23 protein-coding genes are annotated in these 26,262 nt (G+C 72.4%); 15 read left to right on the plus strand and 8 right to left on the minus strand.

Annotated features, from left to right (window positions below; all coding sequences use genetic code 11):
• Nucleotides 1–34: 34 nt before the first annotated feature.
• The gene (gene alc / locus ACFVYR_RS03875; protein WP_384248222.1) at nucleotides 35–1,150 is read right to left on the minus strand and encodes an allantoicase; all 1,116 of its coding nucleotides are present in this window, start codon (nucleotides 1,148–1,150) and stop codon (nucleotides 35–37) included.
• A 5-nt stretch (nucleotides 1,151–1,155) separates the two neighbouring features.
• Nucleotides 1,156–2,529 carry an allantoinase AllB gene (gene allB, locus ACFVYR_RS03880; protein WP_384248223.1) on the minus strand — a complete coding sequence of 458 codons (1,374 nt, stop codon included), beginning with the start codon at nucleotides 2,527–2,529 and terminating at the stop codon, nucleotides 1,156–1,158.
• A 360-nt stretch (nucleotides 2,530–2,889) separates the two neighbouring features.
• Here allB and ACFVYR_RS03885 point away from each other — a divergent pair, with 360 nt between their 5' ends.
• Nucleotides 2,890–3,705 (plus strand): IclR family transcriptional regulator, encoded by an 816-nt coding sequence (locus tag ACFVYR_RS03885; protein WP_384248225.1) that lies wholly within the window; start codon nucleotides 2,890–2,892, stop codon nucleotides 3,703–3,705.
• Nucleotides 3,706–3,839: 134 nt separating this feature from the next.
• Here ACFVYR_RS03885 and ACFVYR_RS03890 read toward each other — a convergent pair whose 3' ends face one another.
• Both ACFVYR_RS03890 and ACFVYR_RS03895 read right to left on the minus strand, forming a co-directional pair.
• A complete protein-coding gene (locus ACFVYR_RS03890; protein WP_384248227.1) occupies nucleotides 3,840–4,589 on the minus strand; it encodes an ABC transporter ATP-binding protein in 750 nt (249 codons plus the stop codon).
• The gene (locus tag ACFVYR_RS03895; RefSeq protein ID WP_384248229.1) at nucleotides 4,586–5,677 is read right to left on the minus strand and encodes an ABC transporter permease; all 1,092 of its coding nucleotides are present in this window, start codon (nucleotides 5,675–5,677) and stop codon (nucleotides 4,586–4,588) included. The genes ACFVYR_RS03890 and ACFVYR_RS03895 overlap by 4 nt, the downstream gene beginning before the upstream one ends.
• Nucleotides 5,678–5,997: 320 nt before the next feature.
• Here ACFVYR_RS03895 and ACFVYR_RS03900 point away from each other — a divergent pair, with 320 nt between their 5' ends.
• Together ACFVYR_RS03900 and ACFVYR_RS03905 are read left to right on the plus strand one after the other, a co-directional pair.
• Entirely contained in the window at nucleotides 5,998–7,251 is a 1,254-nt protein-coding gene (locus tag ACFVYR_RS03900) for a sensor histidine kinase (RefSeq protein ID WP_384248230.1), read from the plus strand.
• Nucleotides 7,248–7,907, plus strand: a complete 660-nt coding sequence (locus tag ACFVYR_RS03905) for a response regulator (protein WP_384248231.1) — start codon at nucleotides 7,248–7,250, stop codon at nucleotides 7,905–7,907. The genes ACFVYR_RS03900 and ACFVYR_RS03905 overlap by 4 nt, the downstream gene beginning before the upstream one ends.
• A gap of 32 nt (nucleotides 7,908–7,939) precedes the next feature.
• On the opposite strand, the gene ACFVYR_RS03910 is transcribed toward ACFVYR_RS03905, so the two are convergent.
• Nucleotides 7,940–8,461: a universal stress protein gene (locus tag ACFVYR_RS03910; RefSeq protein ID WP_384248233.1), complete on the minus strand. Its 522-nt coding sequence runs from the start codon at nucleotides 8,459–8,461 to the stop codon at nucleotides 7,940–7,942.
• A 102-nt stretch (nucleotides 8,462–8,563) separates the two neighbouring features.
• Between ACFVYR_RS03910 and ACFVYR_RS03915 the strand changes: the two genes are divergently transcribed.
• The 3 genes from ACFVYR_RS03915 (at nucleotide 8,564) to aceB (ending at nucleotide 12,944) form a co-directional block, all read left to right on the plus strand.
• Nucleotides 8,564–10,060, plus strand: a complete 1,497-nt coding sequence (locus ACFVYR_RS03915) for a PLP-dependent aminotransferase family protein (protein ID WP_384248235.1) — start codon at nucleotides 8,564–8,566, stop codon at nucleotides 10,058–10,060.
• Nucleotides 10,061–10,421: 361 nt separating this feature from the next.
• Complete coding sequence (locus ACFVYR_RS03920; protein ID WP_384248236.1) at nucleotides 10,422–11,099, plus strand: NTP transferase domain-containing protein; 678 nt, start codon at nucleotides 10,422–10,424, stop codon at nucleotides 11,097–11,099.
• A 225-nt stretch (nucleotides 11,100–11,324) separates the two neighbouring features.
• Entirely contained in the window at nucleotides 11,325–12,944 is a 1,620-nt protein-coding gene (gene aceB, locus ACFVYR_RS03925; RefSeq protein WP_384248238.1) for a malate synthase A, read from the plus strand.
• Between the two features lie 128 nt (nucleotides 12,945–13,072).
• On the opposite strand, the gene ACFVYR_RS03930 is transcribed toward aceB, so the two are convergent.
• Nucleotides 13,073–13,975: a HipA family kinase gene (locus ACFVYR_RS03930; protein ID WP_384248675.1), complete on the minus strand. Its 903-nt coding sequence runs from the start codon at nucleotides 13,973–13,975 to the stop codon at nucleotides 13,073–13,075.
• Nucleotides 13,976–14,126: 151 nt separating this feature from the next.
• Here ACFVYR_RS03930 and ACFVYR_RS03935 point away from each other — a divergent pair, with 151 nt between their 5' ends.
• The 3 genes from ACFVYR_RS03935 (at nucleotide 14,127) to ACFVYR_RS03945 (ending at nucleotide 16,654) form a co-directional block, all read left to right on the plus strand.
• Nucleotides 14,127–14,810, plus strand: a complete 684-nt coding sequence (locus ACFVYR_RS03935) for a hypothetical protein (RefSeq protein ID WP_384248239.1) — start codon at nucleotides 14,127–14,129, stop codon at nucleotides 14,808–14,810.
• Between the two features lie 563 nt (nucleotides 14,811–15,373).
• Nucleotides 15,374–16,171, plus strand: a complete 798-nt coding sequence (locus tag ACFVYR_RS03940) for an ANTAR domain-containing protein (RefSeq protein WP_384248241.1) — start codon at nucleotides 15,374–15,376, stop codon at nucleotides 16,169–16,171.
• 42 nt (nucleotides 16,172–16,213) lie between these two features.
• Entirely contained in the window at nucleotides 16,214–16,654 is a 441-nt protein-coding gene (locus ACFVYR_RS03945; RefSeq protein WP_384248242.1) for a hypothetical protein, read from the plus strand.
• Between the two features lie 12 nt (nucleotides 16,655–16,666).
• Here the strand turns inward: ACFVYR_RS03945 and ACFVYR_RS03950 are convergent, their stop codons facing one another.
• The gene (locus ACFVYR_RS03950) at nucleotides 16,667–18,832 is read right to left on the minus strand and encodes a glycosyltransferase family 4 protein (protein WP_384248244.1); all 2,166 of its coding nucleotides are present in this window, start codon (nucleotides 18,830–18,832) and stop codon (nucleotides 16,667–16,669) included.
• A gap of 478 nt (nucleotides 18,833–19,310) precedes the next feature.
• On the opposite strand from ACFVYR_RS03950, the gene ACFVYR_RS03955 reads away from it, so the two are divergent.
• The 3 genes from ACFVYR_RS03955 to ACFVYR_RS03965 all read left to right on the plus strand — a co-directional run bounded on the left by ACFVYR_RS03955 (nucleotide 19,311) and on the right by ACFVYR_RS03965 (nucleotide 22,290).
• Nucleotides 19,311–20,096: a putative protein N(5)-glutamine methyltransferase gene (locus tag ACFVYR_RS03955; RefSeq protein ID WP_384248245.1), complete on the plus strand. Its 786-nt coding sequence runs from the start codon at nucleotides 19,311–19,313 to the stop codon at nucleotides 20,094–20,096.
• A gap of 154 nt (nucleotides 20,097–20,250) precedes the next feature.
• Entirely contained in the window at nucleotides 20,251–21,240 is a 990-nt protein-coding gene (locus ACFVYR_RS03960; protein ID WP_384248246.1) for a phospholipase, read from the plus strand.
• A 105-nt stretch (nucleotides 21,241–21,345) separates the two neighbouring features.
• Nucleotides 21,346–22,290: an aldo/keto reductase family oxidoreductase gene (locus tag ACFVYR_RS03965; RefSeq protein ID WP_384248248.1), complete on the plus strand. Its 945-nt coding sequence runs from the start codon at nucleotides 21,346–21,348 to the stop codon at nucleotides 22,288–22,290.
• Nucleotides 22,291–22,320: 30 nt separating this feature from the next.
• On the opposite strand, the gene ACFVYR_RS03970 is transcribed toward ACFVYR_RS03965, so the two are convergent.
• The gene (locus ACFVYR_RS03970; protein ID WP_384248250.1) at nucleotides 22,321–22,953 is read right to left on the minus strand and encodes a winged helix-turn-helix transcriptional regulator; all 633 of its coding nucleotides are present in this window, start codon (nucleotides 22,951–22,953) and stop codon (nucleotides 22,321–22,323) included.
• Nucleotides 22,954–23,037: 84 nt separating this feature from the next.
• On the opposite strand from ACFVYR_RS03970, the gene ACFVYR_RS03975 reads away from it, so the two are divergent.
• The 3 genes from ACFVYR_RS03975 to ACFVYR_RS03985 are packed head-to-tail and all read left to right on the plus strand — an operon-like array spanning nucleotide 23,038 to nucleotide 26,153.
• The gene (locus tag ACFVYR_RS03975) at nucleotides 23,038–24,249 is read left to right on the plus strand and encodes a pyridoxal phosphate-dependent aminotransferase (RefSeq protein ID WP_384248251.1); all 1,212 of its coding nucleotides are present in this window, start codon (nucleotides 23,038–23,040) and stop codon (nucleotides 24,247–24,249) included.
• 60 nt (nucleotides 24,250–24,309) lie between these two features.
• On the plus strand, nucleotides 24,310–24,891 hold the full coding sequence (locus ACFVYR_RS03980; RefSeq protein ID WP_384248253.1) for a peptidase: 582 nt from the start codon (nucleotides 24,310–24,312) through the stop codon (nucleotides 24,889–24,891).
• A 35-nt stretch (nucleotides 24,892–24,926) separates the two neighbouring features.
• A complete protein-coding gene (locus tag ACFVYR_RS03985; protein ID WP_384248678.1) occupies nucleotides 24,927–26,153 on the plus strand; it encodes an FAD-dependent monooxygenase in 1,227 nt (408 codons plus the stop codon).
• Nucleotides 26,154–26,262 lie beyond the last annotated feature (109 nt).

Consider the following 26,262-nt stretch of genomic DNA (forward strand, 5'->3'; position numbering starts at 1 on the left):
TCCACCCGGTGCGCCCCGCGTTCATGGGGGCGAGTCAGCCGCCCAGCTCCTGGTGGCGGGCGGCCAGCTTGGCCGCGCCGTCCTCCGTCAGCGAACCGAACAGGCGCAGGCGGGAGATGCCGCCGTCGGGGAAGATGTCGACGCGCACGTGCGTGCCGACCACCGGCGCGTCGAGGACGAAGCGGTGGTTGGTGTCGGGCTGCAGTCGGGTGCGCGGCAGCGCCTCGGCCCACTCCCCCGACTCCCCGTCGCGTACCGAAAGGGACGCCCAGCCCGCCGAGTTGCCCTTGAGGTAGGCGGTGTCGATCTCCACGGCGCGGATCTCGGACTGCTGGACGAGCCGGTAGCGGATCCAGTCGTTGCCGTTGTCGCGGCGCCTGCGGGTCTCCCAGCCGTCGTCCATCTTGCGGGAGCGGCCCGGCTGGATGGTGTTGGTGGCCGGGGAGTAGAAGCGGTCGGAGGCGTCCTCGACCTGGCCGCCGTTCTCCAGCGCGACGACGTCGAACGTGCCGAGCGCGGCGAGCCACTTGGGGTCGGCGACGACCTCGCCGTGGACACGGAGGCGGGCGATGCCGCCGTCCGGGTGCTGGTTGACACGCAGGTGCGTGAAGCGCTGCTCGACGTCGACGGCGAAGCCGTTGGCGGCGTGGCCGCCGACCGGCGTGCGCGGGACGAGGGTCGTCCACTTCACGTCGTCGCCGCAGAGCTGCTCGGGCGTCGGCGAACCGTCGACGCTGGTGCCCTCGACGGAGACGGCCTGCGGGTAGTTGCCGCGGAAGTGGGCGGTGTCGATGACGATGCCGCGCACGACGCCCGAGGCGCCGAGCCGGACGAGCGCCCAGTCGTGGTCGTCCGCGGTGGGCCACGGGTGCTCGCCCGACACGCCGCGCCGACGGCGGGTCTCCCAGCCGTCCATGACCTTGCCCTTGTGGCCGAAGTGCTCGGGGTCGAAGACGGCAGGGTGCGCGAGCAGCAGGTTCTCGCGCATCGCGAAGAACTCGTCGTTGGCGGCGATCACACCGGCGCCGAGCTGCCGGTCGGCGAGGTTGGCGTACTGGGTGAAGGGGAAGTCGGCCGTGCGGTAGTCGGCGTAGGGCTCGCCGCCGCCGTAGGGGCTGGCGTCGCCGGTGAAGTGGGGTATCGCCGTCACAGTACTCAGTTGTTCCTTTCCAGAAGTCGGCCTGCGGGTTCACTGAACTCGCCGCCGTGCAGGATGCGTTCGCCGCGCAGCCAGGTGGACTTCACGACGCCGCTGAGGGTCTTGCCCGCGTACGCCGTGACCCGGTTCCTGTGCTGCAGCTCCGCGGGGTCCACGGTGAAGATCTCGTCGGGCGCGAGTACCGCGAAGTCGGCGTCGCGGCCGGCCTCGATGGCGCCCTTGTGGTCGAGTCCGACCAGTTGTGCGGTACGGGTGGACATCCACCGCACCACGTCATCGAGGGAGTGACCGCGCTTGCGGGCCTCGGTCCAGACGGCGGGCAGGCTCAGCTGGAGCCCGGAGATGCCGCCCCAGGCGGTCGCGAAGTCGTCGGTCTTCAGGTCGGCGGTGGACGGGGAGTGGTCCGTGACGACGCAGTCGATGGTGCCGTCGGCCAGCGCCTCCCACAGCAGGTCCTGGTTGGCGCCCTCCCGGATGGGCGGGCAGCACTTGAACTCGCTCGCCCCGTCCGGGACTTCCTCGGCGGTCAGGGTGAGGTAGTGGGGGCAGGTCTCCACCGTGAGCTCGACACCCTCACGCTTGGCCGCGGCGATGAGCGGCAGGGCGTCGGAGGAGGACAGATGCAGTACGTGGACCCGCGCGCCGATCCGCTTGGCGACGGCGACGAGGCCTTCGATCGCGGTGTCCTCGGAGATACGGGGCCGGGTCCGGAGGTAGTCCGCGTACTTGGGGCCGGTCGTGTGCGGGGCCGCGTCCAGCTCGTGCGGGTCCTCGGCGTGCACGATGAGGAGTCCGCCGAACCCGGCGATCTCGGCCATGGAGGCGGCGAGCTGGTCCTGGTTCAGCTCGGGGAACTCCTCGACGCCCGAGGGCGAGAGGAAGCACTTGAAACCGTAGACACCGACGTCGTGCAGCGGCTTGAGGTCCTGCACGTTGTCGGGGAGGGCGCCGCCCCAGAAGCCCACGTCGACGTGGGCCTTGCTGCGGGCCACCTCCTGCTTGGTGCGCAGGTTGGCGACGGTCGTGGTGGGCGGCAGCGAGTTGAGGGGCATGTCGATGAGGGTGGTGATGCCACCGGCCGCGGCGGCGCGGGTGGCGGTCCAGAAGCCCTCCCACTCGGTGCGGCCCGGGTCGTTCACGTGGACGTGCGTGTCGACCAGGCCCGGCAGCAGGGCGTCGTCGCCGAGATCCGCCAGGCGTGCGCCGTCCGGCACCTCGGCGTCGTACGCGGCCACGGCCACGATCTTCCCGCCCGATACGGCGACCGATGCGGCCCGCGTTCCCTCCGGGGTGACCACGCGGGTCGAGCGGAGCACCAGTTCCACCTTCGCGCCCGCCGTCGCGTCCACGTCCACGTCCTGTCCGGACACCCGCGTCCCCTTTCTTCTGTTCCGCTGCACAGACCTTTTGCTTCCGCTTAACGGAATTCAACGTTCTGTTGAAGGAGTTTTCACGCTGGGGAGCACGGCGTCAAGGGTGGGCTTCGGCACCTCGTCACGGCGCACCCCGCATTCCGGTGCGCACTGGACGTTTCCACAACGTGGAATTAGAATTCCGCTTACCAGAACGTAGCTACGCACAACACGAGCGCCCAAGGGGCCGGGGACAACCCCGCGGAGACGCGGACAAAGACCCCCTGACCGGCGACAACGGCAGGGCCGGCAAGAGCCCTCGTGAAGAACCGACCGGTAGGCTGCATCCTTGCCCGCCAGCACCGAAAGGAACGCGCCGTGCCGACGTCAAGCGCCAGCGACGCCCCTGCTGAGATCGCCGCAGCCAAAGCCCCCGCCGCCAGCGGTGGTGTCCAGTCCCTCGAGCGCGCCTTCGATCTGCTCGAGCGGATGGCGGACGCGGGGGGCGAGGTCGGTCTCAGCGAACTCTCCGCCAGCAGCGGCCTGCCGCTTCCCACGATCCACCGCCTCATGCGCACGCTGGTCGCCTGCGGATACGTACGCCAGCAGGCCAACCGCCGCTACTCCCTCGGCCCGCGCCTGATCCGCCTCGGCGAATCCGCGTCGCGGCTGCTCGGCACGTGGGCGCGGCCCTATCTCGCGCGCCTCGTCGAGGAGACCGGCGAGACGGCGAACATGGCGCTGCTCGACGGCGACGAGATCGTGTACGTCGCGCAGGTGCCGTCCAAGCACTCCATGCGGATGTTCACCGAGGTCGGCCGGCGGGTCCTGCCGCACTCCACGGGGGTCGGCAAGGCGCTGCTCGCGTACACGGAGCCGGAGGAGGTGCGGGCGCTGCTCGCCCGCACCGGGATGCCCGCCGCCACGGAGAAGACGATCACCACGCCGGAGGGTTTCCTCGCGGCGCTCGACGAGGTCCGCCGCTCGGGGTACGCGGTGGACGACAACGAGCAGGAGATCGGCGTACGGTGCCTGGCCGTGCCGGTGCCGAACTCCCCCACCGCGGCGGCGATCTCCATCTCCGGCCCCGCGGGCCGGGTGACCGAGACCGCGACGGACCGGATCGTGCCGGTGCTGCAGCAGGTGGCGGTGGAGTTGTCGGCGGCGCTGGCGAGCGCGGGGGCGGCCTCCTGAGCCTTTGACCTGGGTGGTCGGTGCGGGGTGGACGGGCCGCCGCTGCGCGGCGGACGCTTCCCCCCCCCGCCCGTTTTGCCCCGTGATGTAGGGCTGAGTAAGGCATCGGGCGTCGGACGGTCCCGCCGGTCAGGTCACCTCGGGACGTGAGCGGTCGGACCGTCCGGAGCCGTAGTCGTGGTCGTCGTCAGTCGGCCGTCCCTCATTTCCGCCACCCGGTCCGCGCGCCCGAGCAGCGCCCGGTCGTGCGTGACCAGTACCGTCGCCGTGCCTCGCTCCCGCGTGAGCCCGGCCAGCAGGTCCAGGACGGCCGCCCCGCGCTCGTGGTCAAGGGCGCTGGTCGGCTCGTCGACCAGCAGCACCGCCGGGCCGTTCATCAGCGCCCGCGCGATCCCCACCCGCTGCCGCTGCCCGCCCGACAGCTGGTGCGGGCGCCGTCCCGCCTCCGCCGAAAGGCCCACCTCGGCCAGCAACTCCCGCGCCCGCTCCCGCACTTGACCGCTCCGCGCGCCGCGTCGCCGTCCGTCCACATGGGCCATCAGCTCCAGCTGCTCCAGCGCCGTGAGCGACGCCAGCAGATGCGGCTGCTGGAAGACGATCCCCAGGCGCCGCCGCCGCAGCTCCGTCCTCTCGGCCCGCCCGAGCCCCGCCGTGTCCACGCCGTCCACCACTACCCGCCCCCGGTCGGGCGTGACCAGCGTCGCCGCGACGGCCAGCAGGCTCGACTTGCCCGACCCGGAAGGCCCGACGACCGCCGTCATCGTCCCTCCCGGCACGTCGAGCCCCACTCCGTCCAGCGCGGTCAGCCGCCCGGCCCCGTCGGGATACGTCAGCGTGACGTCCTCGATCAGCAGGCCGGATGCGGACTCGTGCTTCGTCCTCATCGTGCACTTCCCAACGCGACCAGCGGATCGACAGCGGTGATCCGCCGTACGGACAGACCGGCCCCGACCACCCCGAGCGCGACCATCACTCCGGCGGGTCCCAGCACGGTCGACGACTCAAGGACGAACGGCACGTCACCGCCGGCGAGCGCCGCCCCGCCCACGGCTGCCGCGATCCCGGTGCCGAGCGCCGTTCCGGCGACGAGCACGATCACGGCCTGCCCCAGCGCGTCCCGCAGCAGGTACCGGGTGGAGGCGCCGAGCGCCTTCAGCACAGCGATGTCCGCGCTCCGCTGGATCGTCCAGACGGTGAAGAACGCGCCTATCACCAGCGCGGAGATCACGAACAGGAACCCGCGCATCAACTGCAGCGACCCGTTCTCGGCCTGGTACGAGCCGATGGCCGGGAGCGCGCCCTCCAGCGACGTCGTCTCGGTCCCCGCCGCCGCGTCGCCCGCGGCCAGGTCGACCCCGTCGGCCGTCCGCAGCGCCACCACCGTCGCCTGCTCGCCCGACGCGGGCGTACCGCGGTGGCCGAGGCCCTGCCAGTCGCCGAGGGAGATCCAGACCACGGGCGTGTGGCTGTACGAGGCGTCGGACGCGACCCGCGCCACCCGCTCCTCGACCGCCCGGCCGCCGAGCCTGACGCGGTCCCCGACGCCGACCCCGAGGTCCGCGGCGGCCTTCCGCGAGAGCACGGCCCGCCCCGGGGCGACGCCGTCCGGGGCGATCCCGGCGTCGGGCCGGACCCCGAACGCGGAGACGGCGCCCGACCGGTCGCCCGATGTGGCGTCGAGGGTGCTGATGCCAATGGGCTGCGCGGAGGTGACACCCGGGCGGCCCGCCCAGGTCTCCCAGGCGTCCCGGTCCAGGGTCGAGCTCGTGAAGGAGACGGACCGGCCGTCCGGTGGCGCGGCGAACGCCAGATGGTCGGCGGGCAGCCCCGTGATGGCCGAGGTGTTCTCCCTGGCCAGCCCGGCGGTCAACCCGGACAGCAGGCCGACGAGCAGGGTGATCAGCACGACGACGGCTCCCATCAGGGCGAACCGCCCCTTGGCGAACCGCAGGTCTCTCCATGCGACGAACATGCCCCCACCCTGCGGCCACGCCGGGCGCCCTGGCATCGCGCCACAGCAGCGTTCACCCGAATCGAAGGGGGGCACCGAGCATCAACCTTTCGATTGACGAGCGGGGGCGGGGACGGCCGTACGGTGGAGGGAGGACGGCATCCGGTCGCGGGGCGCGCCTCACCCGACGTACGCCGCGCGGCGCACCCCACACACCGGGCCCCGGCCGCCCCAGCCCCCCGGGGTGTACGACCCAGGCCCGGCCTGGTCCGCCAACGCGCCGGACCTGCCCCGCCCCCTTGACCGCCACCCCAGCCCCAGGACCCTCACCCCATCACCCCATGACGCCCACCCGAGCAAACGCCCCCGCCGCAGCCCCCGCCGAGGCCGGTCCCGCCGTCCTCACCCCCGTCTCCCTCACCCTCCGCCTCTGCCTGCACGCCCTCCTCGCGGGGCTGCTCGCGCTCGCCGCGGTCAAGGCGGTGGCCGGTGGCGCGGAGCATCCCGCCGCCGCCGTCGCGGCGGCGCTGCTCATGGCCGGTGTCTACGCCGCGGGTACGGTCGGTCCCGCCGTGACCCGCCCGGGGCGCGCGGCGGCCTGGTGGCTCGTGGCGCTCGGCGCGTGCTGGTTGGTGCTGCTCGTCCTCTCGCCGGACGGGCTGTGGGCCGCCTTCCCCCTCTACTTCCTGCAGCTGCACCTGCTGCCGACGCGCCGGGCGCTGCCCGCGGTCCTGGTGACCGCGGTGGCCGCCATCGCGAGTTTCCTGGTGCACAGCGAGCGCGTCACACCGGGCAGCTTCATCGGGCCGCTGCTCGGCGCCGCCGTGGCCGTCGCCACCGTCCTCGGCTACCAGGCGCTGTACCGCGAAAGCGAACGGCGCCGCGAGCTCATCGACGAGCTGATGGCCACGCGCGCCGAACTCGCCGCCGCCGAGCGCACCGCGGGCACGCTGGCGGAGCGGGAGCGCCTGGCCCGGGAGATCCACGACACGCTCGCCCAGGGGCTGTCCTCGATCCAGCTCCTGCTGCGCGCGGCCCTGCGCGCCCTGCCGTCCGACGCCCCCGCCGCCCCGCACATCGAACGGGCGCGCGCGACCGCACAGGACAACCTCGCCGAGGCCCGCCGGTTCGTCCGCGCGCTCTCCCCGCCCGACCTGGCGCACGGCTCGCTCGCCGGGGCCCTGGAGCGGCTGAGCGCGGCGAGCCCCGGACCGCGTGTCCGGTTCTCGCTCAGCGGTACGCCGACGGAGCTTCCCACGCCGTACGAGGTGGCGCTGCTCCGCGTCGCGCAGTCCGCCCTCGCCAACACGGTGCGGCATGCCGGTGCGGCCCGCGCCGAGATCACGTTGACGTTCATGGACGCCTCGGTGACGCTGGACGTGGTCGACGACGGCCGCGGCTTCGACCCCGCGGCGGTGGAACGTACCGGCGACGGCTGCGCCACCGATGGCGACGGCGGCTTCGGGCTGCCCGCGATGCGTTCGCGCGCGCGGTCGCTCGGCGGTACGTTCACGGTCGAGTCCGGCCCGGGTCAGGGCACGGCGGTGGCCGTCTCGCTGCCGCTGCCCGCGTCGCCGAGGGAGGCCGCCGCATGACGTGGTCGCCCGGCACGACGGTCCGGCTGCTGCTCGCCGACGACCATCCCGTCGTACGCGCCGGGCTGCGCGCGGTCCTCGACGCGGAGCCCGACTTCGAGATCGTCGCGGAGGCGGCGACGGCGGAGGCCGCGGTGGAGCGGGCCGCGGCCGAGGGTCCCGGCCGCGTCGACGTCGTCCTGATGGACCTGCAGTTCGGCGCGGGGATGCACGGCGCCGCCGCGACCGCGGCGATCACCGCCCGCGCGGGCGCGCCACGCGTCCTCGTCCTCACCACGTACGACACGGACGCGGACATCCTCGCGGCGGTGGAGGCGGGCGCCGCGGGGTACCTGCTCAAGGACGCGCCGCCCGAGGAACTGGCCGCGGCGGTCCGCACGGCGGCCTCCGGCCGTTCCGCGCTCGCCCCCTCGGTCGCGCACCGGCTCATGGACCGGATGCGGGCGCCCGCCCAGGCGCTGAGCCGCCGCGAGCTGGAGGTGCTGCGGCTGGTGAAGGACGGCCTGTCCAACCAGCAGATCAGCAGAGAACTGTTCCTCAGCCAGGCCACGGTGAAGTCCCACCTGGTGCACATCTACGCCAAGCTGGAGGTCGACTCCCGCACGGCGGCGGTCGCGGCGGCGACGACGCGGGGCCTGATCCGACGGCAACCCTGACGAGACTCGCGTCGAGGCTCGGGGCGAGGCCGTCAGTGTCCGACCAGGGCGAAGTCGTCCGCTGTCATCCTGCGCAGCGCCCGGCGCAGCCCCCGCGGCACGGGCGGTGCCGGGACCGTGAAGACGGCGCAGCGCGCGCGAGACGTGACGTAGCGGTGCAGGCGGGTCATCCGGCGCCTGCCCTGCCTGGCCCCGACGACCAGCATGTCGTCCGGCCCCTTCGCCAGCTCGCACAGGATGCGACCCGGCCGGCCCCTGACGACCCTGCGCTCGACCCGCACGCCGTCCGGCGCGCCGCCGAAGACCTCGTCGAAGGCCCGGTCGATGCGGGCCCGCGCCTCGGCCTCCCAGTACCGTGCCCATCTCGCGTCGGGGTGGCGCACATACCGCGCTTCCCCCTCCGGCGGCTCCCAGGCGATCACGGCGACGAGCACGCGGTCGCTCCGCCGGGCCTCGTCGGCGCCCGCGCGCAGCGCCGCGAGGCTCGCGAGCGAACCCGTCACTCCCACGACGACGCGCCCCTCGTCCCGGTCCCCGCTCTCCGTCCGTGCCATCGCTCTGTTCCTCCCAGGCCAAACCAAGTCAACCGATGCCGTTCGGAAGGGAGTCTGTACGCTGATTGGCCTGGAGAGCAGGGCCAATCAGCGGGAGTTGGCATGGCAGACGCACGAGCGGTCCCCACCATGGACAGGAGGCTCGGCAGCCGCCTGCTCGCCGGGCTGCTGACCAGCGCCTGCGGCGAGCGCCCCGGCTACCGCGCGCTCGCCCACGGCGTCCGCACCCTCCTCCTCGACGGCCGCATCCCGCTGCACACCCGGCTGCCCGCCGAGCGTGAACTGGCCTCGGCGCTGACCGTCAGCCGGGCCACCGTCACGGCGGCGTACGACGTGCTGCGCGAGGGCGGCTACGCACACAGCCGCCGCGGCGCCGGCACCTGGACCGAGCTGCCGCACGGGCGACGGCCGTCCAACGTCGTGGCGTTCATGGCGGACGACGACGTGCTGGATCTCGCGATCGCCGCGCCCGGCGCGCCTGCCGCCGAGCTCTCGGCGGCGCTGGCCGCGGCGGGTGCGATGCTGGCCGAGCACGCGCCGACGCCGGGCTATCACCCGTACGGGATACCGGAGTTGCGGGCCGCCGTCGCCGAGCGCTTCACCCGGCGCGGGCTGTCCACGCTGCCGGACCAGATCCTGATCACCACCGGCGCCCAGCACGCGCTGTCCCTCACCCTCTCCCTGCTGGGCAGGCCCGGCGACCGCGTCCTCGTCGAGAACCCCTCGTACCCGAACGCCCTCGACGCGATCCGCGGCGCGGGGCTGCGCGCGGTGCCGGTGCCGGTCACCGAGGACGGCTGGGACAGCGGTCTCGTCGAGTCGTCGCTGCGGCAGGCGGCGCCCCGCATCGCCTACCTCGTACCGGACTTCCAGAACCCGACGGGCCGTCTGATGCCGCGCGAGCAGCGGGTACGCATCATGGAGACGGCCCGCGCCACGGGCACCTGGCTGCTGATCGACGAGACCATCGCCGACATCGCGCTCGACGGGCCGCCGCCCGCCCCCTTCGCCTCGCTCGCACCGCACGGCGCGGGCGAACAGGTGGTCACCGTCGGGTCGTTGAGCAAGACGCACTGGGGCGGGCTGCGGATCGGGTGGGTGCGGGCCGGGTCGGGGCTGATCACCGAACTCGCCACGAAACGTGTGCCGGGCGACATGGCGACGCCCGTCATCGAGCAGCTGGTCGCGCTCCATCTGCTGCGCGGCATGGACGACGTGCTGCGCGAGCGGCTGCCCCGGCTGCGGGCCCAGCGGGACGCGCTCGCGGCGTCCCTCACCCGCCACCTCCCGGAGTGGCGCTGGCAGTTGCCGCCCGGCGGGCTCTCGCTCTGGGTGGACCTGGGCCGGCCGATCGCTTCGTCGCTGGCGCGGGCGGCGCTCGCACGGGGCGTACGGATCGAGGGCGGCTCACGGTTCGGTGCGGATCCGGGGACGCATGAGCACCGGTTGCGCGTTCCCTACACGCTGCCGCCGGAGCGTTCGGAGGAGGCGGTGCTGCGCCTGTCGACGACGTTGGCCTGCGGCTTGCGGGGTGGTGCGGATGGCTTGCGGGGTGGTGCGGATGGTGGGGGTGATGGGCACCGGCATTGGGTGGCGTGACTCGCCTGGGAGGGCTGGGGCGCCTGTTGTTCGGTTGTGGGGCGGGGCCGCGGGGGTATGTGCGTACTCGCTATCCCTGCGTCACGCTGCACGAACAACGGGGCTACAGCGTGCTCGGTGCTCCGTTCGCACATACCCCCACGTCCCCTCCGGCCGGTCTCGCGGCTGCGGCCCGGTGGGGGCTGACCCGTCCTGCCGTACGTTGCGGGGCAAACGCCCCCGCCCCTACCTCCGCCGTGCGCTGCGGGGCAAACGGGTGGGTGGGTGGGATACATCCGCCGCGAAGCGGCGGTCCTGTCCGGCGGGGGCCGACCCACCCACCGCGAACCGCGGCAGCGCCGGCTAGGTGTATCCAGGAGGCATGACGACAGAAGAGACGAACGCACGGACCGACGAGGCGGGGGAGATCATCGGCCTGCTGCTCGCCGCAGGCGGCGGGCGGCGCCTCGGCGGACACCCGAAGGCCCTCCTGGAGCACCGGGGCCGCCCCCTGGTGGAGCACGCCGTACGCGTACTGCGCGACGCCGGCTGCACACGAGTGCACGTGGTCCTCGGCGCGTCCGCCGACACCGTACGCGCACGGGCCTCGCTCCCCGGCTGCGTACTGATCGACAACCCGGAGTGGGAGGAGGGCATGGGCTCCTCCCTGCGGGCGGGCCTCGCTTCGCTGCGAGGCACCGGCGCGGGCGCCGCTCTCGTCTCACTCGTCGACCAGCCGGGCATCGGCGCGGAGGCCACCGCCCGCGTACGCGCCGCGTACCGCTCGCCAGGGACGCTCGCGGCGGCGGCGTACGACGGGAAGCGGGGTCACCCGGTCCTGTTCGGCTCCGGGCACTGGGCCGGGATCGGGGCGAGTGCGGTCGGCGACCGGGGGGCACGCGACTACTTGCGGGAGCACGCGGGTGAGATCGCGCTCATCGAGTGCGGGGACGTGGCCGAGGCGTACGACATCGACACGGCCGCCGATCTGAGCCGCCTGGAGCCGGGACCGGGAACCGCGGCCTCCGGAGCCTCCGGCGTCACGGCCCACGTGGAGTGACCGGCGTGGCACTCAGCGACACGTTCTGTCGACAAGAAGAATCTCGACATCAACAAACCATTGAACTTCCACCATGAGGAAACTAGTATCCACTGACCAGAAGGCCCGTTATCTCGGACGGGGCCCACAGCCGCACCTCGGCTCCTGTGGCACCCAGTGCCACCGCGTCTGCCCGGCGGCTCGGCCGGCACCGTCCGTGCAGCTCTCTGAAGGAAGTGACAGCTCATGTCCGCACTAGCGCCGTCGCCGCTGGCCATCGTCGACGCAGAGCCCCTGCCCCGGCAGGAAGAGGTGCTCACCGACGCGGCCCTCGCCTTTGTGGCCGAGCTGCACCGGCTGTTCACGCCCCGGCGTGACGAACTCCTCGCCCGGCGCGCCGAGCGCCGTGCCGAGATCGCCCGCACCTCCACCCTGGACTTCCTCCCGGAGACCGCCGCGGTCCGCGAGGACGACTCCTGGAAGGTCGCCCCGGCCCCGGCCGCGCTGAACGACCGCCGCGTGGAGATCACGGGACCGACCGACCGCAAGATGACCATCAACGCCCTCAACTCGGGCGCCAGGGTCTGGCTCGCCGACTTCGAGGACGCCTCCGCTCCCACCTGGGAGAACGTCATCCTCGGCCAGCTCAACCTCATCAACGCCTACCGGCGCGAGATCGACTTCACCGACGAGCGCACCGGCAAGTCGTACGCCCTCAAGGACGCCGACGAGCTCGCCACGGTCGTCATGCGACCGCGCGGCTGGCACCTGGAGGAGCGCCACCTGCAGGTCGACGGCGCGCCGGTCCCCGGTGCCCTCGTCGACTTCGGGCTCTACTTCTTCCACAACGCCAAGCGGCTCATCGAGCTCGGCAAGGGCCCGTACTTCTACCTCCCGAAGACGGAGTCGTACCTGGAGGCGCGCCTCTGGAACGACATCTTCGTCTTCGCCCAGGACTACGTCGGCATCCCCCAGGGCACGGTCCGCGCGACCGTCCTGATCGAGACGATCACCGCCGCGTACCAGATGGAGGAGATCCTCTACGAGCTCCGCGACCACGCCTCTGGCCTGAACGCCGGCCGCTGGGACTACCTCTTCTCCATCGTCAAGAACTTCCGTGACGGCGGCTCGAAGTTCGTCCTGCCGGACCGCAACCTGGTCACGATGACGGCCCCCTTCATGCGGGCGTACACCGAGCTGCTCGTGCGCACCTGCCACAAGCGCGGTGCCCACGCCATCGGCGGCATGGCCGCGTTCATCCCGTCCCGCAAGGACGCCGAGGTGAACAAGGTCGCCTTCGAGAAGGTCAAGAACGACAAGGACCGCGAGGCGAACGACGGCTTCGACGGCTCCTGGGTGGCGCACCCGGACCTCGTCCCGATCGCCATGAAGTCCTTCGACGCGGTGCTCGGCGACAAGCCGAACCAGAAGGACCGCCTGCGCGAGGACGTGCGGGTCGCGCCCGGCGATCTGATCGCCATCGACTCGCTCGACGCCAAGCCCACCTTCGACGGCCTGGTCAACGCCGTCCAGGTCGGCATCCGTTACATCGAGGCCTGGCTGCGCGGCCTCGGCGCCGTCGCCATCTTCAACCTCATGGAGGACGCGGCCACCGCCGAGATCTCGCGCTCGCAGATCTGGCAGTGGATCAACGCGGGCGTCGTCTTCGAGGACGGCAGGACCGCCACCGCCGACCTCGCCCGCGAGGTGGCGGCGCGGGAGCTCGACGCCATCCGCGCCGAGATCGGCGACGAGGCCTTCGCGGCCGGCAAGTGGCAGCAGGCCCACGACCTCCTCCTCCAGGTCTCCCTGGACGCGGACTACGCGGACTTCCTGACCCTCCCGGCGTACGAGCAGCTGCGCTGAGCGTGCACCAACGACTGAGCCCCCGGCACCGCACAGCGCCGGGGGCTCAGTCATGCCCGCCTCAGAGGGGGGCGCCACGCCCCGTAGGGGCGCGGGGAACCGCGCGCTCAGCCACAGACAGCCCGCGGCTAACCGAGATGCGAGGACCAATCCTGTTCAGCCGCAGGCTTCCCGTGCAGATCGGGCACCCGCTTCAGCCAGGCCGGACGAGCCTTCTCGGTTGCCGCGGCGCGCCGCGCGTCCGCCGCGGCAAGCTCCCCCCGGCTGGGAAAGTCCCTGGGCAGCCAGGCCGCCGAGGCGCGCGCACGGGCCAGCAGGAAGGCGACGTACGCCTCCCGCACCTGTGCGGGGGAGGAGAAGCCCGGCTCGTCCGCCAGCCACGCCTCCGGCACGAGGCCGACGATCTCGCGCAGCACGGCCTCGGTGACCAGGGGCGCCAGTTCCGCGTCGGCGGCGGCCGTGTCGGGCCCGTACCCCCCGAGGGCGTGGTGGCGGAAGTCGTACGCCTTGTCCGGCGCGGAGGCGCCCCAGCGGTGGTGGAAGACCAGGGCCGCCCCGTGGTCGATGAGCCACAGCTTCGGCGGCAGGACTCCGAAGGTGGGCCAGATCATCAGGTTCGAGCTGTGCACCGTGCGGTCGACGTTGGCCGTGAGGGCGTCGAGCCAGACGACCTTGCCGGCCTCCAGGGGGTCGACGTCGATGGCTTCCGGGGTGAAGTCCTTCGCGCCCGGCAGCAGGCCCATGCCGAGGTTGAGGCCCGCGCTGGCGTGCAGCAGGTCCTGGACCTCCTGGTGCGGTTCGTCGGCGGCGACCGCCGGATCGAAGTGCACCAGGACCAGCTCGGGGAAGCGCAGCCCGAGGTGGCGCGCCAGCTCACCGACGATGATCTCGGCGACCAGCGCCTTGCGGCCCTGGGCGGAGCCGGTGAACTTGACGACGTACGTACCGAGATCGTCGGCCTCGACGACGCCGGGCACGGAGCCGCCCGTGTGCAACGGCTCGACGTAACGGGTCGCAGTGACCTCTGTCAGCGCTTTCACGGGCCGCCCATTCACTCGACTCGGCAATCCATCGACAGCGCCGCGTCCCCTGCTTTCCACCTCTGCCATGAAGTGAGCATAGTAACGGGAGTGATCTACGGGCCCCGTCGGTTCATGATCACGCACTGGATAGGCTCTGCTCATGTCACGCGTACGCCTCGCCCTTGCCGCCTCGCTCGTCGGGATGACCGCCCTCACCGCCTGCTCCTCCAGCGGCGAGGAGTCCAACTCCGCCTCCGGCGCCCAGGGCGCCAAGGAGCAGGTCTCCTCCCCCGCTCCGAAGCCGATCACGAAGGACCTCTCGCAGGCGGACCTCACCAAAGCGGTGCTGGGCGACGGCGAGACACTTCCCGGATACACCGTGCACGGCACCAAGGACGTGACCGAGGGGGCCTATTGCAACCGCTCCGATGACGACTCCGTCCCGAAGGGGTGGGCCCGGGGCAGCGATGCCTCGTACGAATACAACGGTTCCACGCTCAACATGGCGGATGTTCACATCTGCCTCTTCGACACGGCCAAGGACGCGCACAACGCGTACATGGCGTGGAAGGGCACCGAGAAGAACAAGGAGCAGCCCGCGAAGCCGCCGGTGGGCGACGAGAGCACGCTCGTGATCAACCCCGGCGCAAGCGAGGACAACATCGACGGCTACAGCCGCTCGGGCAAGGTCAACATCCGCGTGCAGATCGACGGCAACACCGGCGGTGATCCATCGGGTGCGCAGGCCATGCTCAGCGCCACGCTGAAGCGTCTTCAGCAACTCCAGGCCGGAAAGCCCGCCACGGTCACGGCCTCGGAGGAACGAGCCGCCGCCGAGAAGTAGCCGGAGCGCGGCCGGGCGCTGCCCTGCCCCGCGGTGAGGATCTCCCCGCTCGGCGAAGTGGCGGTGGAACGTGCTCCGTGTCAGCCCGGCGCAAGTACGACGACCGGCCGCCCTTCGCCTTCGTCCCGGCTGCGACGTGGCGGCCAGCGCTAAGTTGATCGCCACGGGTCGAGTTGAGGACGGGCATGGAGAACTGGGACTTTCACGAGTGGCAGGCTGCGCTCAGCGGCGCTGGTGGGTCTGGCCGCCGCCGAACGGACGAGTGACTCATCTTGCGCCGGGCGGCCCTGCCTTGACTCGCGGGACGGGCAGGTTCATGCGGTGCCGTTCGGCACGCACTCGGTCAGTGCCGCACACCGTGATGCTCCTGTGGGAACTGGGACCGAATACACCCCTTGGGGCATACGGAAGGCACATCGGGCTGTCTCTGTGGGGGGAAGACGTGTTTCGCCTTGTGACCAGGAGTACGTTGGGCGCATCAGCCTCGGTGCGGGTGGTGTCACACCCAGACCCCGTAGCGTGCTTCCGGCCCCAGTCGCTGATCCACCCGACCGGAGGCCGCCATGCCCGTCCCTCCACTGCCCACGTCAGGCCCGTCGCGCGAGATGCGGGTGTCCGCCGCGCTGATCGACCTCGCCGACACCCTCGTCGCGGATTTCGACCCCGCCGACTTCCTCTACCGCGTCACCGAGCACTGCATGGACCTGCTGGACATCGGCGACGCAGGCGTGATGCTCGCCGCCCACGACGGGCCGCTGCGCCTGGTGGCCGCCTCCTCCGAACGCGTCCGCCTCGTGGAACTCTTCGAACTCGACGCCAGCGAAGGCCCCTGCTTCACCGCCTTCCACGAGGCCGCGGCGATCGACCACACCCACCTCGCCGGCCCCACCCCGCGCTGGCCTCGCTTCAGCGCCCACGCCCACCGCACCGGCTACCACGGCGTGCACGCCACCCCGATCCGGCTGCGCGAGGAGACCCTCGGCGTCCTGAACCTCTTCCGCCGTACCCCCGGCCCCCTTCCCCCGGCCGACCGGCACCTGTCCCGGGCCCTGGCCGACGCCACCGCCATCTCCCTGCTCCAGCAGACCACCCTGGAGCAGCACCGCACCATCCACGCCCAGCTCCAGCAGGCCCTGGACACCCGCACCGTCATCGAGCAGGCCAAAGGGTTCCTGACCGCCCGTCACCCCACCGACCCCGACACCGCCTTCCAGCGTCTGCGCGCCCACGCACGCCACCACCATCTGCGCCTCACCGACCTCGCCCGGGACATCGTCGACGGCACCACCACCCTGCCGCCGCCCGGCGACCCCGACGCCGTCCCCGTACGAGGCGTCCGGCCCCGGCCCGGGCCGCGGTAGCGCCACCCGTTCGGCGCCGCGCGTCGGGCACACCCCGCGCGCATGCCTGACCGTGGCCTCCTCCGCTGCGCGGGCGGGGCCGGCGGCAGCGACCTACGCGCGGATGCCCTCACGGTGCAGGGGCTGTTCTGTCCCCCTGCCGCGGGCACCTGCCGGGCGACCTCGGTCGAGGCGCGGCGGTCGCGCGTCCACTACGGCAGCGCCCAAGGCGCCTCGTGCACGGCCGCGGACCGGCTCACCCTGACCGGTACGGTGCGCTTTCGGGCCTCCCTCGTCCAGGGACGGGCCTTCGGTCTGCTGCCGCTGTCCCTGTCCACCGCGGCGCTCCCGCCGCTGCCTGTGCCCTTCCTCGTACTGACGAACGTCACGATGCGCGGCCTGTGGGCGCGGGCCGGTCATGTGGACGCCGAAGCGATGACGATCGGGGCGCCGGGGGCGTGCGGTGAAGTCGGCGAGGCGCGCGAAGCGGTAGCAGTGCGGTAGCAGTACCGGAGGTCAACGGGGCTGGTCCGGCTCCGGGTCGCGGTCGCGGTCGTGGTCCCGCAGGCTCAGCGCCAAGTCGTTGGTCACGGTGAAGAAGGGCTTGACGCGGGTTGTGCCGCGTTCGCTGTGCGGCAGGTGGACCGCCGGGACCACGTCCGTCTTCTTGCGGTCGACGATGTCGCCGCCGATGCGGCCGATGGTGATGGGCGGGCTGCTGTGCCCCAGGTGCAGGCGCAGGTCCCACACGTCGTGTTCGCTGCCGCGGCGTGCGAGGGCCCTGAAGTACGGGATCGTGAAGGCGAAGTCGGTGGACCGCGCGGGGGCCGGGTCGACGGGGAGTGTGAAGTCGTGGGCCTCGCCCTGGCGGGAGACGGCGACCACGGTGGCCGTGTGCAGGGGGCGGGGGGTGCCCGCGGTGAACAGGCGGGCGGTGACGGTGGCTTCGTCGCCGCCGACGGAGATGTCCGTGACTTCGGCGTGCGCGTCGCGCTGCCAGACGCGCAGGGCCAGGAAGCCGTCGGTGGTGGTGTAGGGGAGCCAGGCCGTGACGCTGCCGTCGACGAGGGCGGGGGCCCGGCCGACACCGCGCGCCTGTTCCGCCAGGGCGCAGACGAGGCGTGCCCTGCCCGCCTCCGTGTCCCGGCTGACGAGGTAGCAGTCCCAACGGCCCTCCGCGAGCGGGTACTCGGCCGGGTCGAGCGTGAAGTGCGGGTCGGGAGCGCCGGGGGTGGTGGGCGTGGGCGGCAGCGGGACCCGGACGGTACGCCCCTTGGGGTCGCGGCGCAGGCGGGCCAGGAAGTCGAGGGGGCCGGGCGGCAGGGACGCCCCGTCGAGTCGGAAGCCGATGCCGCCTTCGGCGGTGGCCCTGACGTGGGCGACGGGCGGCGCGGGGGGTTGCGGCTCGGGTTCGAGAGCCGGGGCGGGCGCCGGTCGGGCGTGCGTGGCCGGGGTCGTCGGCAGCGTCGATCTGAGGCGGGTCCATAAGGAGCCGCGGCGTGCGGCCTTCGCCAGGCGTCGGCGGGAGGGGGTGGAGATCTGCTGGAACAGGGTCTCGTAGCGCCGGGCGACGGCGGACGGAGCGTAGTGCCCGGCCCGTTCGCGGGCCGCTGCCCCGAGGCGTACGCGAAGGGGCGCGTCGGCCATCAAGGAGTCGAGTGCCTCGGCGTATCCGTCGACGCCGTCGGCGAGCGGCACCAGGACGCCGTTGGTCCCGTCGATGATCTCCGAGGGGCCGTGCGGGCAGTCGGTGGAGATCACGGGGGCTCCGCAGTGCATGGCCTCGACGATGGTCATGCCGAACGACTCCATGTCGGAGGAGACGGCGGCGATGGCGCCCTTGGCCCACTCGGTCTCGATCGGGGAGACCGGGCCCATGAGGAACACCCGGTCGTACAGGCCGAGTTGGTCGATCCGGCGGCGCAGCCTCGGCCGCTCGGGGCCGCGCCCGTACAGCCGCAGCGTCCACTCCGGGTGGCGGTCGGCGACCTTCGCGAAGGCGTCGATCAGCCGGTCGTAGCGTTTGACGGCGGCGAGCCGTCCCGCGGCGATGATGACGCGTGAGCGGTGGTCGACGGGCTCGACCGCGGGCTCCGGGACGCTGTTGGGGATGCACAGGATGCGGGCCGGTACGTGCGGCAGGGCGCGGCGGTACTGTGCGGCGTCGGCCTCGGAGACCGTGACGAAGGCGTCAAGCCTCGCGACCGCCTCGTTCTGGTACCCGCGCAGGGCGGGGTTGTGGGCGTCCAGGCTCAGGTGTTCCTGGCCGATGCGCAGGTAGCGGTTGTGGCCGTCGCGGGCGAGGTAGCCGTTGAGGTCGGGCCGGGTGGCGATCACCACGTCGGCGTCGGTCCCGCTCAGCCACTGGCCGATGCGCTCGTCCTGGAACGCCGAGTAGGGCAGGCGCGCGGAGTTCGCCGCGGCGCCGGTGTCCGGGAACATCGTGCACGGCAGGCGGGTCAGCGGATGGTCGCCCTCGTAGCCGGGGTCGTCCTTGCGCATGTCGATCAGCGTGGTCAGCCGTACCCGCTCATCCAGCGGGATGTCGGGCCTGTCGCCGACCTGGTGGACGCTCACGACCTCGACGTCATGCCGGGCCGCCAGCGCACGGGAGAGGTTGGCGGTGGCGCGGATCGTCCCGCCGATGCCGTAGGCGTTGTTGATGAGAAACGCGATCTTCACTGTCCGCTCTCCTGCGTCGCCCTGGTCACGGGTCCACGCATACGCAATGCGAGGAAATAAATTTCTCGTCTTCGACGCGTGCCGGGGCCATTCAAATACACAGAGTGTTCACATGTCCACCATAAGATAGCGCGCTTATGTGGCTATCAGGGAGGTTTCAGGGCAGATGGGCGTGTCCAGATGTCCGTGCTGTACCGATTCAGGTAAAGCAATCGTGAAGTTTCGGAATAGGCAGTTCCGGGTTGCCCGCCAATCAATAACGAACGCGTCACGCCTTCTATTTACTCAACAACTTTGAATATATTCCGCTCCCGCGCGCTGCCCGGGATTCACTTTCGGAAAGCGGGGAGGGGCCGCTCGAAGTCCGCTCGAAGTGTCACCGCCGCCATGGGTCCGGCCCGGTCGGGCCGACCCTGCCGACGAAGAAGGCCCCGGATAACCTGAGCTGTCTCACCGTGCCCTCAGCCGAAAGGCCTTCATGTCGGTTTCCTCGCTGGACCAGTCCGCCGCCGTCACCGCCCGGCTCCGCGCCGCGGGGTGCGTCTTCGCCGAGGACGAGGCGCGGATGATCATGTCCGCGGCGCGCGGCCCCGCCGAACTCGACGCGATGGTCGAGCGCCGGGTCCGTGGCCTGCCGCTGGAACACGTGGTCGGTTACGCGGAGTTCTACGGGCTCCGCGTCGAGGTGGACGCCGAGGTGTTCGTGCCCCGGCGGCGTACCGAGGCGCTCGTTCAGCGGGCCGTCGCGCTCGCGCCGCCGCGGGCGGTCGTCGTGGATCTGTGCTGCGGCTCCGGCGCGCTCGGCGTGGCGCTCGCGGACCGTCTCGACGAGGTCGAGCTGTACGCGTCCGACGTGGACGCCGCCGCCGTCCGCTGCGCCCGGCGCAATGTCACGGCCGCGGGCGGCGAGGTGTACGAGGGCGACCTCTTCGACCCGCTGCCCACCGGACTGAAGGGCCGCGTCGACGTCCTGCTGTCCAACGTGCCGTACGTGCCCACGGTGGAGATCGAGTTGCTGCCCGCCGAGGCCCGCGAGTACGAGGCGCGCGTGGCGCTCGACGGCGGCGCGGACGGCCTGGACGTGCTGCGGCGCGTGGTCGCCGGTGCGGCCGAGTGGCTCGCGCCCGGCGGCGTCCTGCTGTTCGAGACCAGCGAGCGGCAGGCCGACGCGGCCGTCGCGGCCGTCACCGGCGCCGGGCTGCGGGCGCGGGTCGCCACCGACGACGAGCTCGACGCCACGGTGATCGTCGCGTCCCTCTCCTGACTGACCAGGGGCGTTTCACGTGGGACGGCGTGGGCAGGCGCGGTAGCTGAGCCGGGTCCCGCGATCAGGGGCACGGCGCGTCTCCTCCCGCGGTGCCGCGCCCTCGCGCCGCCGCGCCCGGAGCGAGCGCACAGGAACGGATGGAGAGACAACCGTGATACATCGTGCCCGTACCCGCTCGACCGCTCGGGCCGCGACGCTGGCCACCGCGTGCGCTGCCCTGGTGATGGGGCTCGCCGGTCCCTCGGTGACAGCTACGGCCGCGTCCCGCGAGGACCCGCAGGGCAAGCGGCCCGTCTGGGCCATCGCGCACCGTGTCCTGACCGTCGGCGGTGTCGACAAGGCGCTCGACCACGGGGCCAACGCGCTGGAGATCGACGCCACCGCCTGGAAGAAGGGGTGGTGGGCCGATCACGACGGGACGCCCACCAGCGCGGGCGACACCGTGGCGGACATGTTCGACCGGATCGCGCGGCAGCGCGCGGCGGGCGCGAACATCGGGTTCGTCTGGCTCGACATCAAGAACCCCGACTACTGCGACAGCGGTGACGCGAAGTGGCGCCACTGCTCGGTCGCGGCCCTGCGCGACCTGGCCCGCGCCAAGCTGGAGAGCACCGGGGTACGGGTCCTGTACGGGTTCTACGGCACCGCGGGCGGGGCCGGCTGGAAGGATGTCAGCAGCGGCCTCACCGACCGCGAGGGTGTGGACATCAGTGGGGACGCCGCCGACGTGCGCGAGCAGTTCGGCGCGCACGGCGACGCCGTGGCACACAACCAGCGCGTCATGGACAAGGGCCTGTTCGACCTCAACCTGCCGACCGTTCTCGGGAAGGTGACTGAACAGCTGCGTCTCGGGTCGCAGGCACGCGACCGCGGCGAACTCGCGCGCACCTTCGGCTGGACTACCGCGGCGGGCGACCGCGCGGCGACCGACCGCCTCCTGGACGCGTCGGGTGGCGACGCCGACGGGCTGATCTACGGCCACCGGGCCTCCTGCTACCCCGACGGCGTCCCGGGCACCGGCGGATGCGGCAAGGACGAGTCGTCCGCGAAGCAGGCCGTCGGCCACATCAAGGAGTTCGTACGGGCCCACGACGACACCCGGCGGATGGCCACCACGCGCGACGTGCCCTTCGGAAAGTGATCCTCTCCGGAGAGTGCCCCTCTCCGAAACTGATCGTCTGCGGAAACTGATCGTCCGGCGCGGGGTCTGCGCGACGATGGCCGGGTCCACCACGGAGGGAGAGACATGACTGCGCAGCACGAACCGCCCGCAGGGCAGCCGCTGTACGGGTGCATGGGGCTCGGCGGCACCTGGGACTCCGCGCCGTACACCGCGTCGGACATCGCGCACGCGGAGGCCGCCGTCGAGGCCGCGCTGGCCATCGGCATCACGGCGTTCGACCACGCCGACATCTACCGGCGCGGCAAGGCCGAGGCGGTCTTCGGCGAACTGCTCGCCAGGGCGCCCGAGCTGCGGAGCCGCATCGTCCTGCAGACCAAGTGCGGCATCCGGCAGGCCGAGGGCGGCCTGCCCGGCATGTACGACCTGCGGGGGCCGAGCATCGTCCGGCGCGTCGAGGAGAGCCTCACCCGGCTGCGTACCGACGTGATCGACGTACTCCTCCTGCACCGGCCCGATCCGCTGACAGGCCCTGAGGAGATCGCGGCGGCGCTCACCTCCCTGCACCGGCAGGGCCTCGTGCGCCGCTTCGGCGTGTCGAACATGAGCGCCGCGCAGATGGACCGGCTCCAGGCCCACCTCGAACCGCCTCTGTTCGCCAACCAGTTGGAGATGGGCCTGGGGAGCCGGGACTGGGTCGAGGCGGGGGTGCTCCTCAACACGCCCGCCGCGAACGAGAACGGCTTCCCGCACGGGACCCTGGAGTACTGCCAGGCCCACGACGTCCAGGTGCAGGCCTGGGGCCCCCTGGCCCAGGGCCGCTTCACCGGCCCTCTCGACTCACCGGCCGCGCGGCTCGTCGCCGACCTCGCCGAGCGCAAGCGGACGACGCCGGAGACGATCCTGCTGTGGTGGCTCCAGCGCCATCCGGCCCGTATCGCCCCGGTCATCGGCAGCAGCAGGCCCGAGCGCATCCTGGCGTGCCGCGACGCGGTCACCCGCGAGCCCGAGCTCACCCACGAGGAGTGGTACGAGCTGTGGGTCACCGCCCGCGGCGTGCCACTGCCGTGACAGGCGCCCCGCTCCGGGGCGCCTGTCCCGTCACGTCTCGCGCAGCGCCTTCGCGAGGACCGAGTCGCCGGTGAGCTCGATCCGGCCCTCCCGCACTCCCTGCCCGACGGTGAGTTCGCCGCGGCTCACCGCCAGGCAGGTGGCGGCGTCCAGGGCGAGGCCCGCGTCACAACCGTCCGGCGCGGGCCCGTCCCCGTAGCTCCGCGCGCCGCCCGCCAGCCGTACGTGGAAGCCGCCCTCGGGCAGCCGTACCTCCACCACACCCTCCGCCCCGGCTTCCCCGAGACGCCGCAGCAGCGGCAGCGCGAACCAGTGCGCCCGCACCGCGTCCGTGGGCGCGCGCTCCTCAAGGCCGGGCGCGCCCCAGGCGGCGAGGGCTTCGAGGACGGGCAGCAACTCCCGCCCCCTGCCGGTGAGTTCGTAGACGTACGCTGCCGAGGGAGGGGGCAGCCTGCGGCGGGTCACCAGGCCCCGCTGCTCCAGGTCCTTCAGGCGCGAGGCGAGCACGTCCGTGCTGACGCCCGGCAGGTCGGCGTGGAGGTCGGTGTAGCGACGGGGGCCGACCAGCAGTTCCCTGACGATCAGCAGGGTCCAGCGGTCGCCCACGGCGTCGAGCGCCCGGGCGGCCGCGCAGTACTGGTCGTAGCTTCGGCGAGGTGGCATGCGGCATAGTCTATGCAAGTTGTTGGACTTTCCAAGCGGCGACTTGGTAAAACCAAGCAACACACGTCATGGGAGGCGCACCGCATGGAGTTCCGGCAGTCGAGCAAGCTCAGCGAGGTCTGTTACGAGATCCGGGGCCCCGTCATCGAGCACGCGAACGCCCTGGAGGAGGCGGGCCACAGCGTCCTGCGCCTCAACACCGGCAACCCCGCGCTCTTCGGTTTCGAGGCACCCGAGGAGATCGTCCAGGACATGATCCGGATGCTGCCGAACGCGCACGGCTACACGGACTCGCGCGGCGTCCTCTCCGCCCGCCGCGCCGTCGCCCAGCGCTACCAGGCGCTCGGCCTCGACGAGGTCTCCGTGGACGACGTGTTCCTCGGCAACGGCGTCTCCGAACTGGTCACCATGGCCGTGCAGGCCCTCCTGGAGGACGGCGACGAAGTCCTCATCCCGGCCCCCGACTTCCCGCTGTGGACCGCCGTCACGACCCTCTCCGGAGGCAAGGCCGTCCACTACGTGTGCGACGAGTCCGCGGACTGGTACCCCGACCTCGACGACATGGCCTCGAAGATCACCGACCGCACCAAGGCCGTCGTCATCATCAACCCCAACAACCCGACGGGCGCGGTCTATCCGAAGGAGGTCCTGGAGGGCATCCTCGACCTGGCGCGCCGGCACGGCCTGATGGTCTTCGCCGACGAGATCTACGACCGGATCCTGTACGACGACGCGGTGCACCACAGCGTCGCCGCGCTCGCCCCGGACCTCGTGGTCCTCACCTTCTGCGGGCTGTCCAAGACGTACCGCGTGGCGGGGTTCCGGTCGGGCTGGCTGGTCGTCACCGGCCCGCGGCAGCACGCGAAGAACTACCTGGAGGGACTGACGATGCTCGCCTCCATGCGGCTGTGCCCGAACGCCCCCGCGCAGTACGCCATCCAGGCCGCGCTCGGCGGCCGCCAGTCGATCCACGAACTGACCGCGCCCGGCGGCCGGTTGCACGAGCAGCGCGACCGCGCCTGGGAGAAGCTGAACGAGATCCCCGGCGTCTCCTGCGTGAAGCCGAAGGGCGCCCTGTACGCGTTCCCGCGCCTGGACCCGAAGGTCCACCCCATCCACGACGACGAGAAGTTCGTCCTCGACCTCCTCCTCCAGGAGAAGATCCAGGTCGTCCAGGGCACCGGCTTCAACTGGCCCCGCCCCGACCACTTCCGCGTCCTGACCCTCCCCCACGCGGACGACCTGGACGCGGCGATCAGCCGCATCGGCCGCTTCCTCAGCGGCTATCGTCAGTAGCCCCAGCCTCCAGTGACACCGGCCCCCGGGAGCGTCGTGCCGCCCTGCACCACCTGTGCCGTGCCCGTCCACACGCAGTTCGCCTCGCCCGAACTGGTCGGACCCATCGTGTACGACGGGTTCGACCGCGCCGCGGACCCGGCGTGGCCCACCTCGGGCGCGGCGACCGTCGAGGACTACGCGCGCTGGTGCGGCCATCTGTGCGGACTGACCTGCTTCCGGATGGCGCTCGGCGCGTCCGCCCCGTCCCTCTTCGCCCTGCGCGACGGCGCCCTCAAGTACGGGGCGTACACCGAGGAGGACGGGGTGATCAAGGGCATGATCTACGCCCCGTTCGCCGAGTACGCCCGCGCGGAGTTCGGCCTGCGCGCCGAGGTCCACCGGCACCTGAGCGTGGCGGAGATCGGCGCGCTCCTCGACGAGGGGCGGCGGGTCGTCGCCTCCGTCCACTTCGAGATCCGCCGCCCGCACCGGCCCGCGCCGGGCCGGGGCGGTCATCTGGTCCTGCTCACCCGCCGTACGCCCGAAGGGCTGCTGCACTTCCACAACCCCTCCGGCATCGACGCGCGCACCCGCACCGCCGAGATGTCCGCCGACGAGTTCGAGCCGTTCTTCGCCGGGCGCGGGGTCTCGCTCGGCTGACAGGCGGTCATCGGGGCTGCCAGGATGGCGCCATGATGCGTGGGGGCAGGGTCGCCGTCGTGGGCGGCAGCATCGCCGGGTGCGCCGCGGCACTGGCCGCGCACCGCGGCGGCGCGGACGAGATCACGGTGTACGAGCGCGCCGCGGACGGCCTGGCGGACCGCGGTGTCGGGCTCGCCATGCACGACTCCCGTTACGCGGAGCTCGAATCGGCGGGGTACGTGGACGCGGGCATGCCGTGGGTGCAGCTCGTGCGGCGGCGCTGGTACGTGCGGGACGAGGCGTCCGCGTCCCCGCTGGGCCGCGAGATCGCCGTCCTGCCGTTCCCCTTCCGCACGTACAACTGGGGCCCGTTGTGGCGGGAGTTGCGCCGTCGCATCCCGTCGGACGTCGACTTCCGCGCGGGCGCCACGGTGCGGGAGGTGCGTCCCGGCGACAGGGGCATCGAGGTGGCGACCGACGCGGGGAGCACGCACCACGACCTCGTCATCGGTGCCGACGGCTACCGTTCGGCGGTCCGCGCGGCCCGCTTCGGCGACGTACGTCCGGCGTACGCGGGCTATCTCGCCTGGCGCGGCGCGTTCCCCGAGGCCCGTCTCGACGATCCGGAGCGGTGGGCCGACGAAGACTGTGTGTACGCCGTCTTCCCCGGCGGGCACCTCATCGTCTACCGCATCCCGGACGGCGCGGGCGGCCACCGCGTCAACTGGGTCCTGTACACCGCCCCGCCCCCGGACCTCGACCTCGGGCTCGGCCTCGACCTGCGGCTCACCGGCCCCACGAGCCTGCCGCCCGGCGGCCTCACGGAGGCGCTCGCCGCGCATCTCGCGTACGTCGCCGACGCGCTGCTGCCGCCCTACTGGGGCGCGCTGGTGCGGGAGACCGCGCCCGCCGAGCTCTTCCTCCAGCCCATGTACGACTTCGCCGCGCCGCGCTGCACCGCAGGGCGCGTCCTGCTGGTCGGCGACGCGGCGGCGGTGGCCCGGCCGCACACCGGCGCGGGCGCGGTCAAGGCGCTGCAGGACGCCACGGTCCTGGAGTCCGCCCTCACCGCCGCGGACGACTGGGCGGACGCCCTGGCCGCGTACGACGCCGACCGCACCGCCTCCGGCCGATCGATGGTGGACCTCGGGCGGCGCCTGGGCGGCGCGCTCGTCCAGGCGACCCCGGACTGGCGGGCCATGGACCAGGCGGCGATGGAGTCGTGGTGGAAGCGGGCGGACGGGTCGGGGGCGTTCGGGGGCCGGGAGCTGAAGCGCTGACCCGCTCCGTGCGGATGGGCGTGACGCGTGGTCCGGCGGTGGTGTGACGCGTGCTCACGTCATGGTGTGACGCGCGCTCACGTCATGGCGTGACGCGTGGTCAGGCCGT

Origin of the sequence: Streptomyces sp. NPDC058284 (assembly GCF_042881135.1) — a bacterium.
GTDB lineage: Bacteria > Actinomycetota > Actinomycetes > Streptomycetales > Streptomycetaceae > Streptomyces.

What these genes read in the sequence shown, in the direction of transcription:
- ACFVYR_RS03915 (WP_384248235.1), top strand. Translation starts at nt 8,564, where the DNA reads ATGGCAGACGCACGAGCGGTCCCCACCATGGACAGGAGGCTCGGCAGC.
- ACFVYR_RS03965 (WP_384248248.1), top strand. Translation starts at nt 21,346, where the DNA reads ATGACTGCGCAGCACGAACCGCCCGCAGGGCAGCCGCTGTACGGGTGC.
- ACFVYR_RS03900 (WP_384248230.1), top strand. Translation starts at nt 5,998, where the DNA reads ATGACGCCCACCCGAGCAAACGCCCCCGCCGCAGCCCCCGCCGAGGCC.
- ACFVYR_RS03890 (WP_384248227.1), bottom strand. Translation starts at nt 4,589, where the DNA reads ATGAGGACGAAGCACGAGTCCGCATCCGGCCTGCTGATCGAGGACGTC.
- ACFVYR_RS03905 (WP_384248231.1), top strand. Translation starts at nt 7,248, where the DNA reads ATGACGTGGTCGCCCGGCACGACGGTCCGGCTGCTGCTCGCCGACGAC.
- ACFVYR_RS03985 (WP_384248678.1), top strand. Translation starts at nt 24,927, where the DNA reads ATGCGTGGGGGCAGGGTCGCCGTCGTGGGCGGCAGCATCGCCGGGTGC.
- ACFVYR_RS03970 (WP_384248250.1), bottom strand. Translation starts at nt 22,953, where the DNA reads ATGCCACCTCGCCGAAGCTACGACCAGTACTGCGCGGCCGCCCGGGCG.
- ACFVYR_RS03945 (WP_384248242.1), top strand. Translation starts at nt 16,214, where the DNA reads ATGCCTGACCGTGGCCTCCTCCGCTGCGCGGGCGGGGCCGGCGGCAGC.
- ACFVYR_RS03955 (WP_384248245.1), top strand. Translation starts at nt 19,311, where the DNA reads ATGTCGGTTTCCTCGCTGGACCAGTCCGCCGCCGTCACCGCCCGGCTC.
- aceB (WP_384248238.1), top strand. Translation starts at nt 11,325, where the DNA reads ATGTCCGCACTAGCGCCGTCGCCGCTGGCCATCGTCGACGCAGAGCCC.
- ACFVYR_RS03935 (WP_384248239.1), top strand. Translation starts at nt 14,127, where the DNA reads ATGTCACGCGTACGCCTCGCCCTTGCCGCCTCGCTCGTCGGGATGACC.
- ACFVYR_RS03910 (WP_384248233.1), bottom strand. Translation starts at nt 8,461, where the DNA reads ATGGCACGGACGGAGAGCGGGGACCGGGACGAGGGGCGCGTCGTCGTG.
- ACFVYR_RS03895 (WP_384248229.1), bottom strand. Translation starts at nt 5,677, where the DNA reads ATGTTCGTCGCATGGAGAGACCTGCGGTTCGCCAAGGGGCGGTTCGCC.
- ACFVYR_RS03940 (WP_384248241.1), top strand. Translation starts at nt 15,374, where the DNA reads ATGCCCGTCCCTCCACTGCCCACGTCAGGCCCGTCGCGCGAGATGCGG.
- ACFVYR_RS03920 (WP_384248236.1), top strand. Translation starts at nt 10,422, where the DNA reads ATGACGACAGAAGAGACGAACGCACGGACCGACGAGGCGGGGGAGATC.
- ACFVYR_RS03975 (WP_384248251.1), top strand. Translation starts at nt 23,038, where the DNA reads ATGGAGTTCCGGCAGTCGAGCAAGCTCAGCGAGGTCTGTTACGAGATC.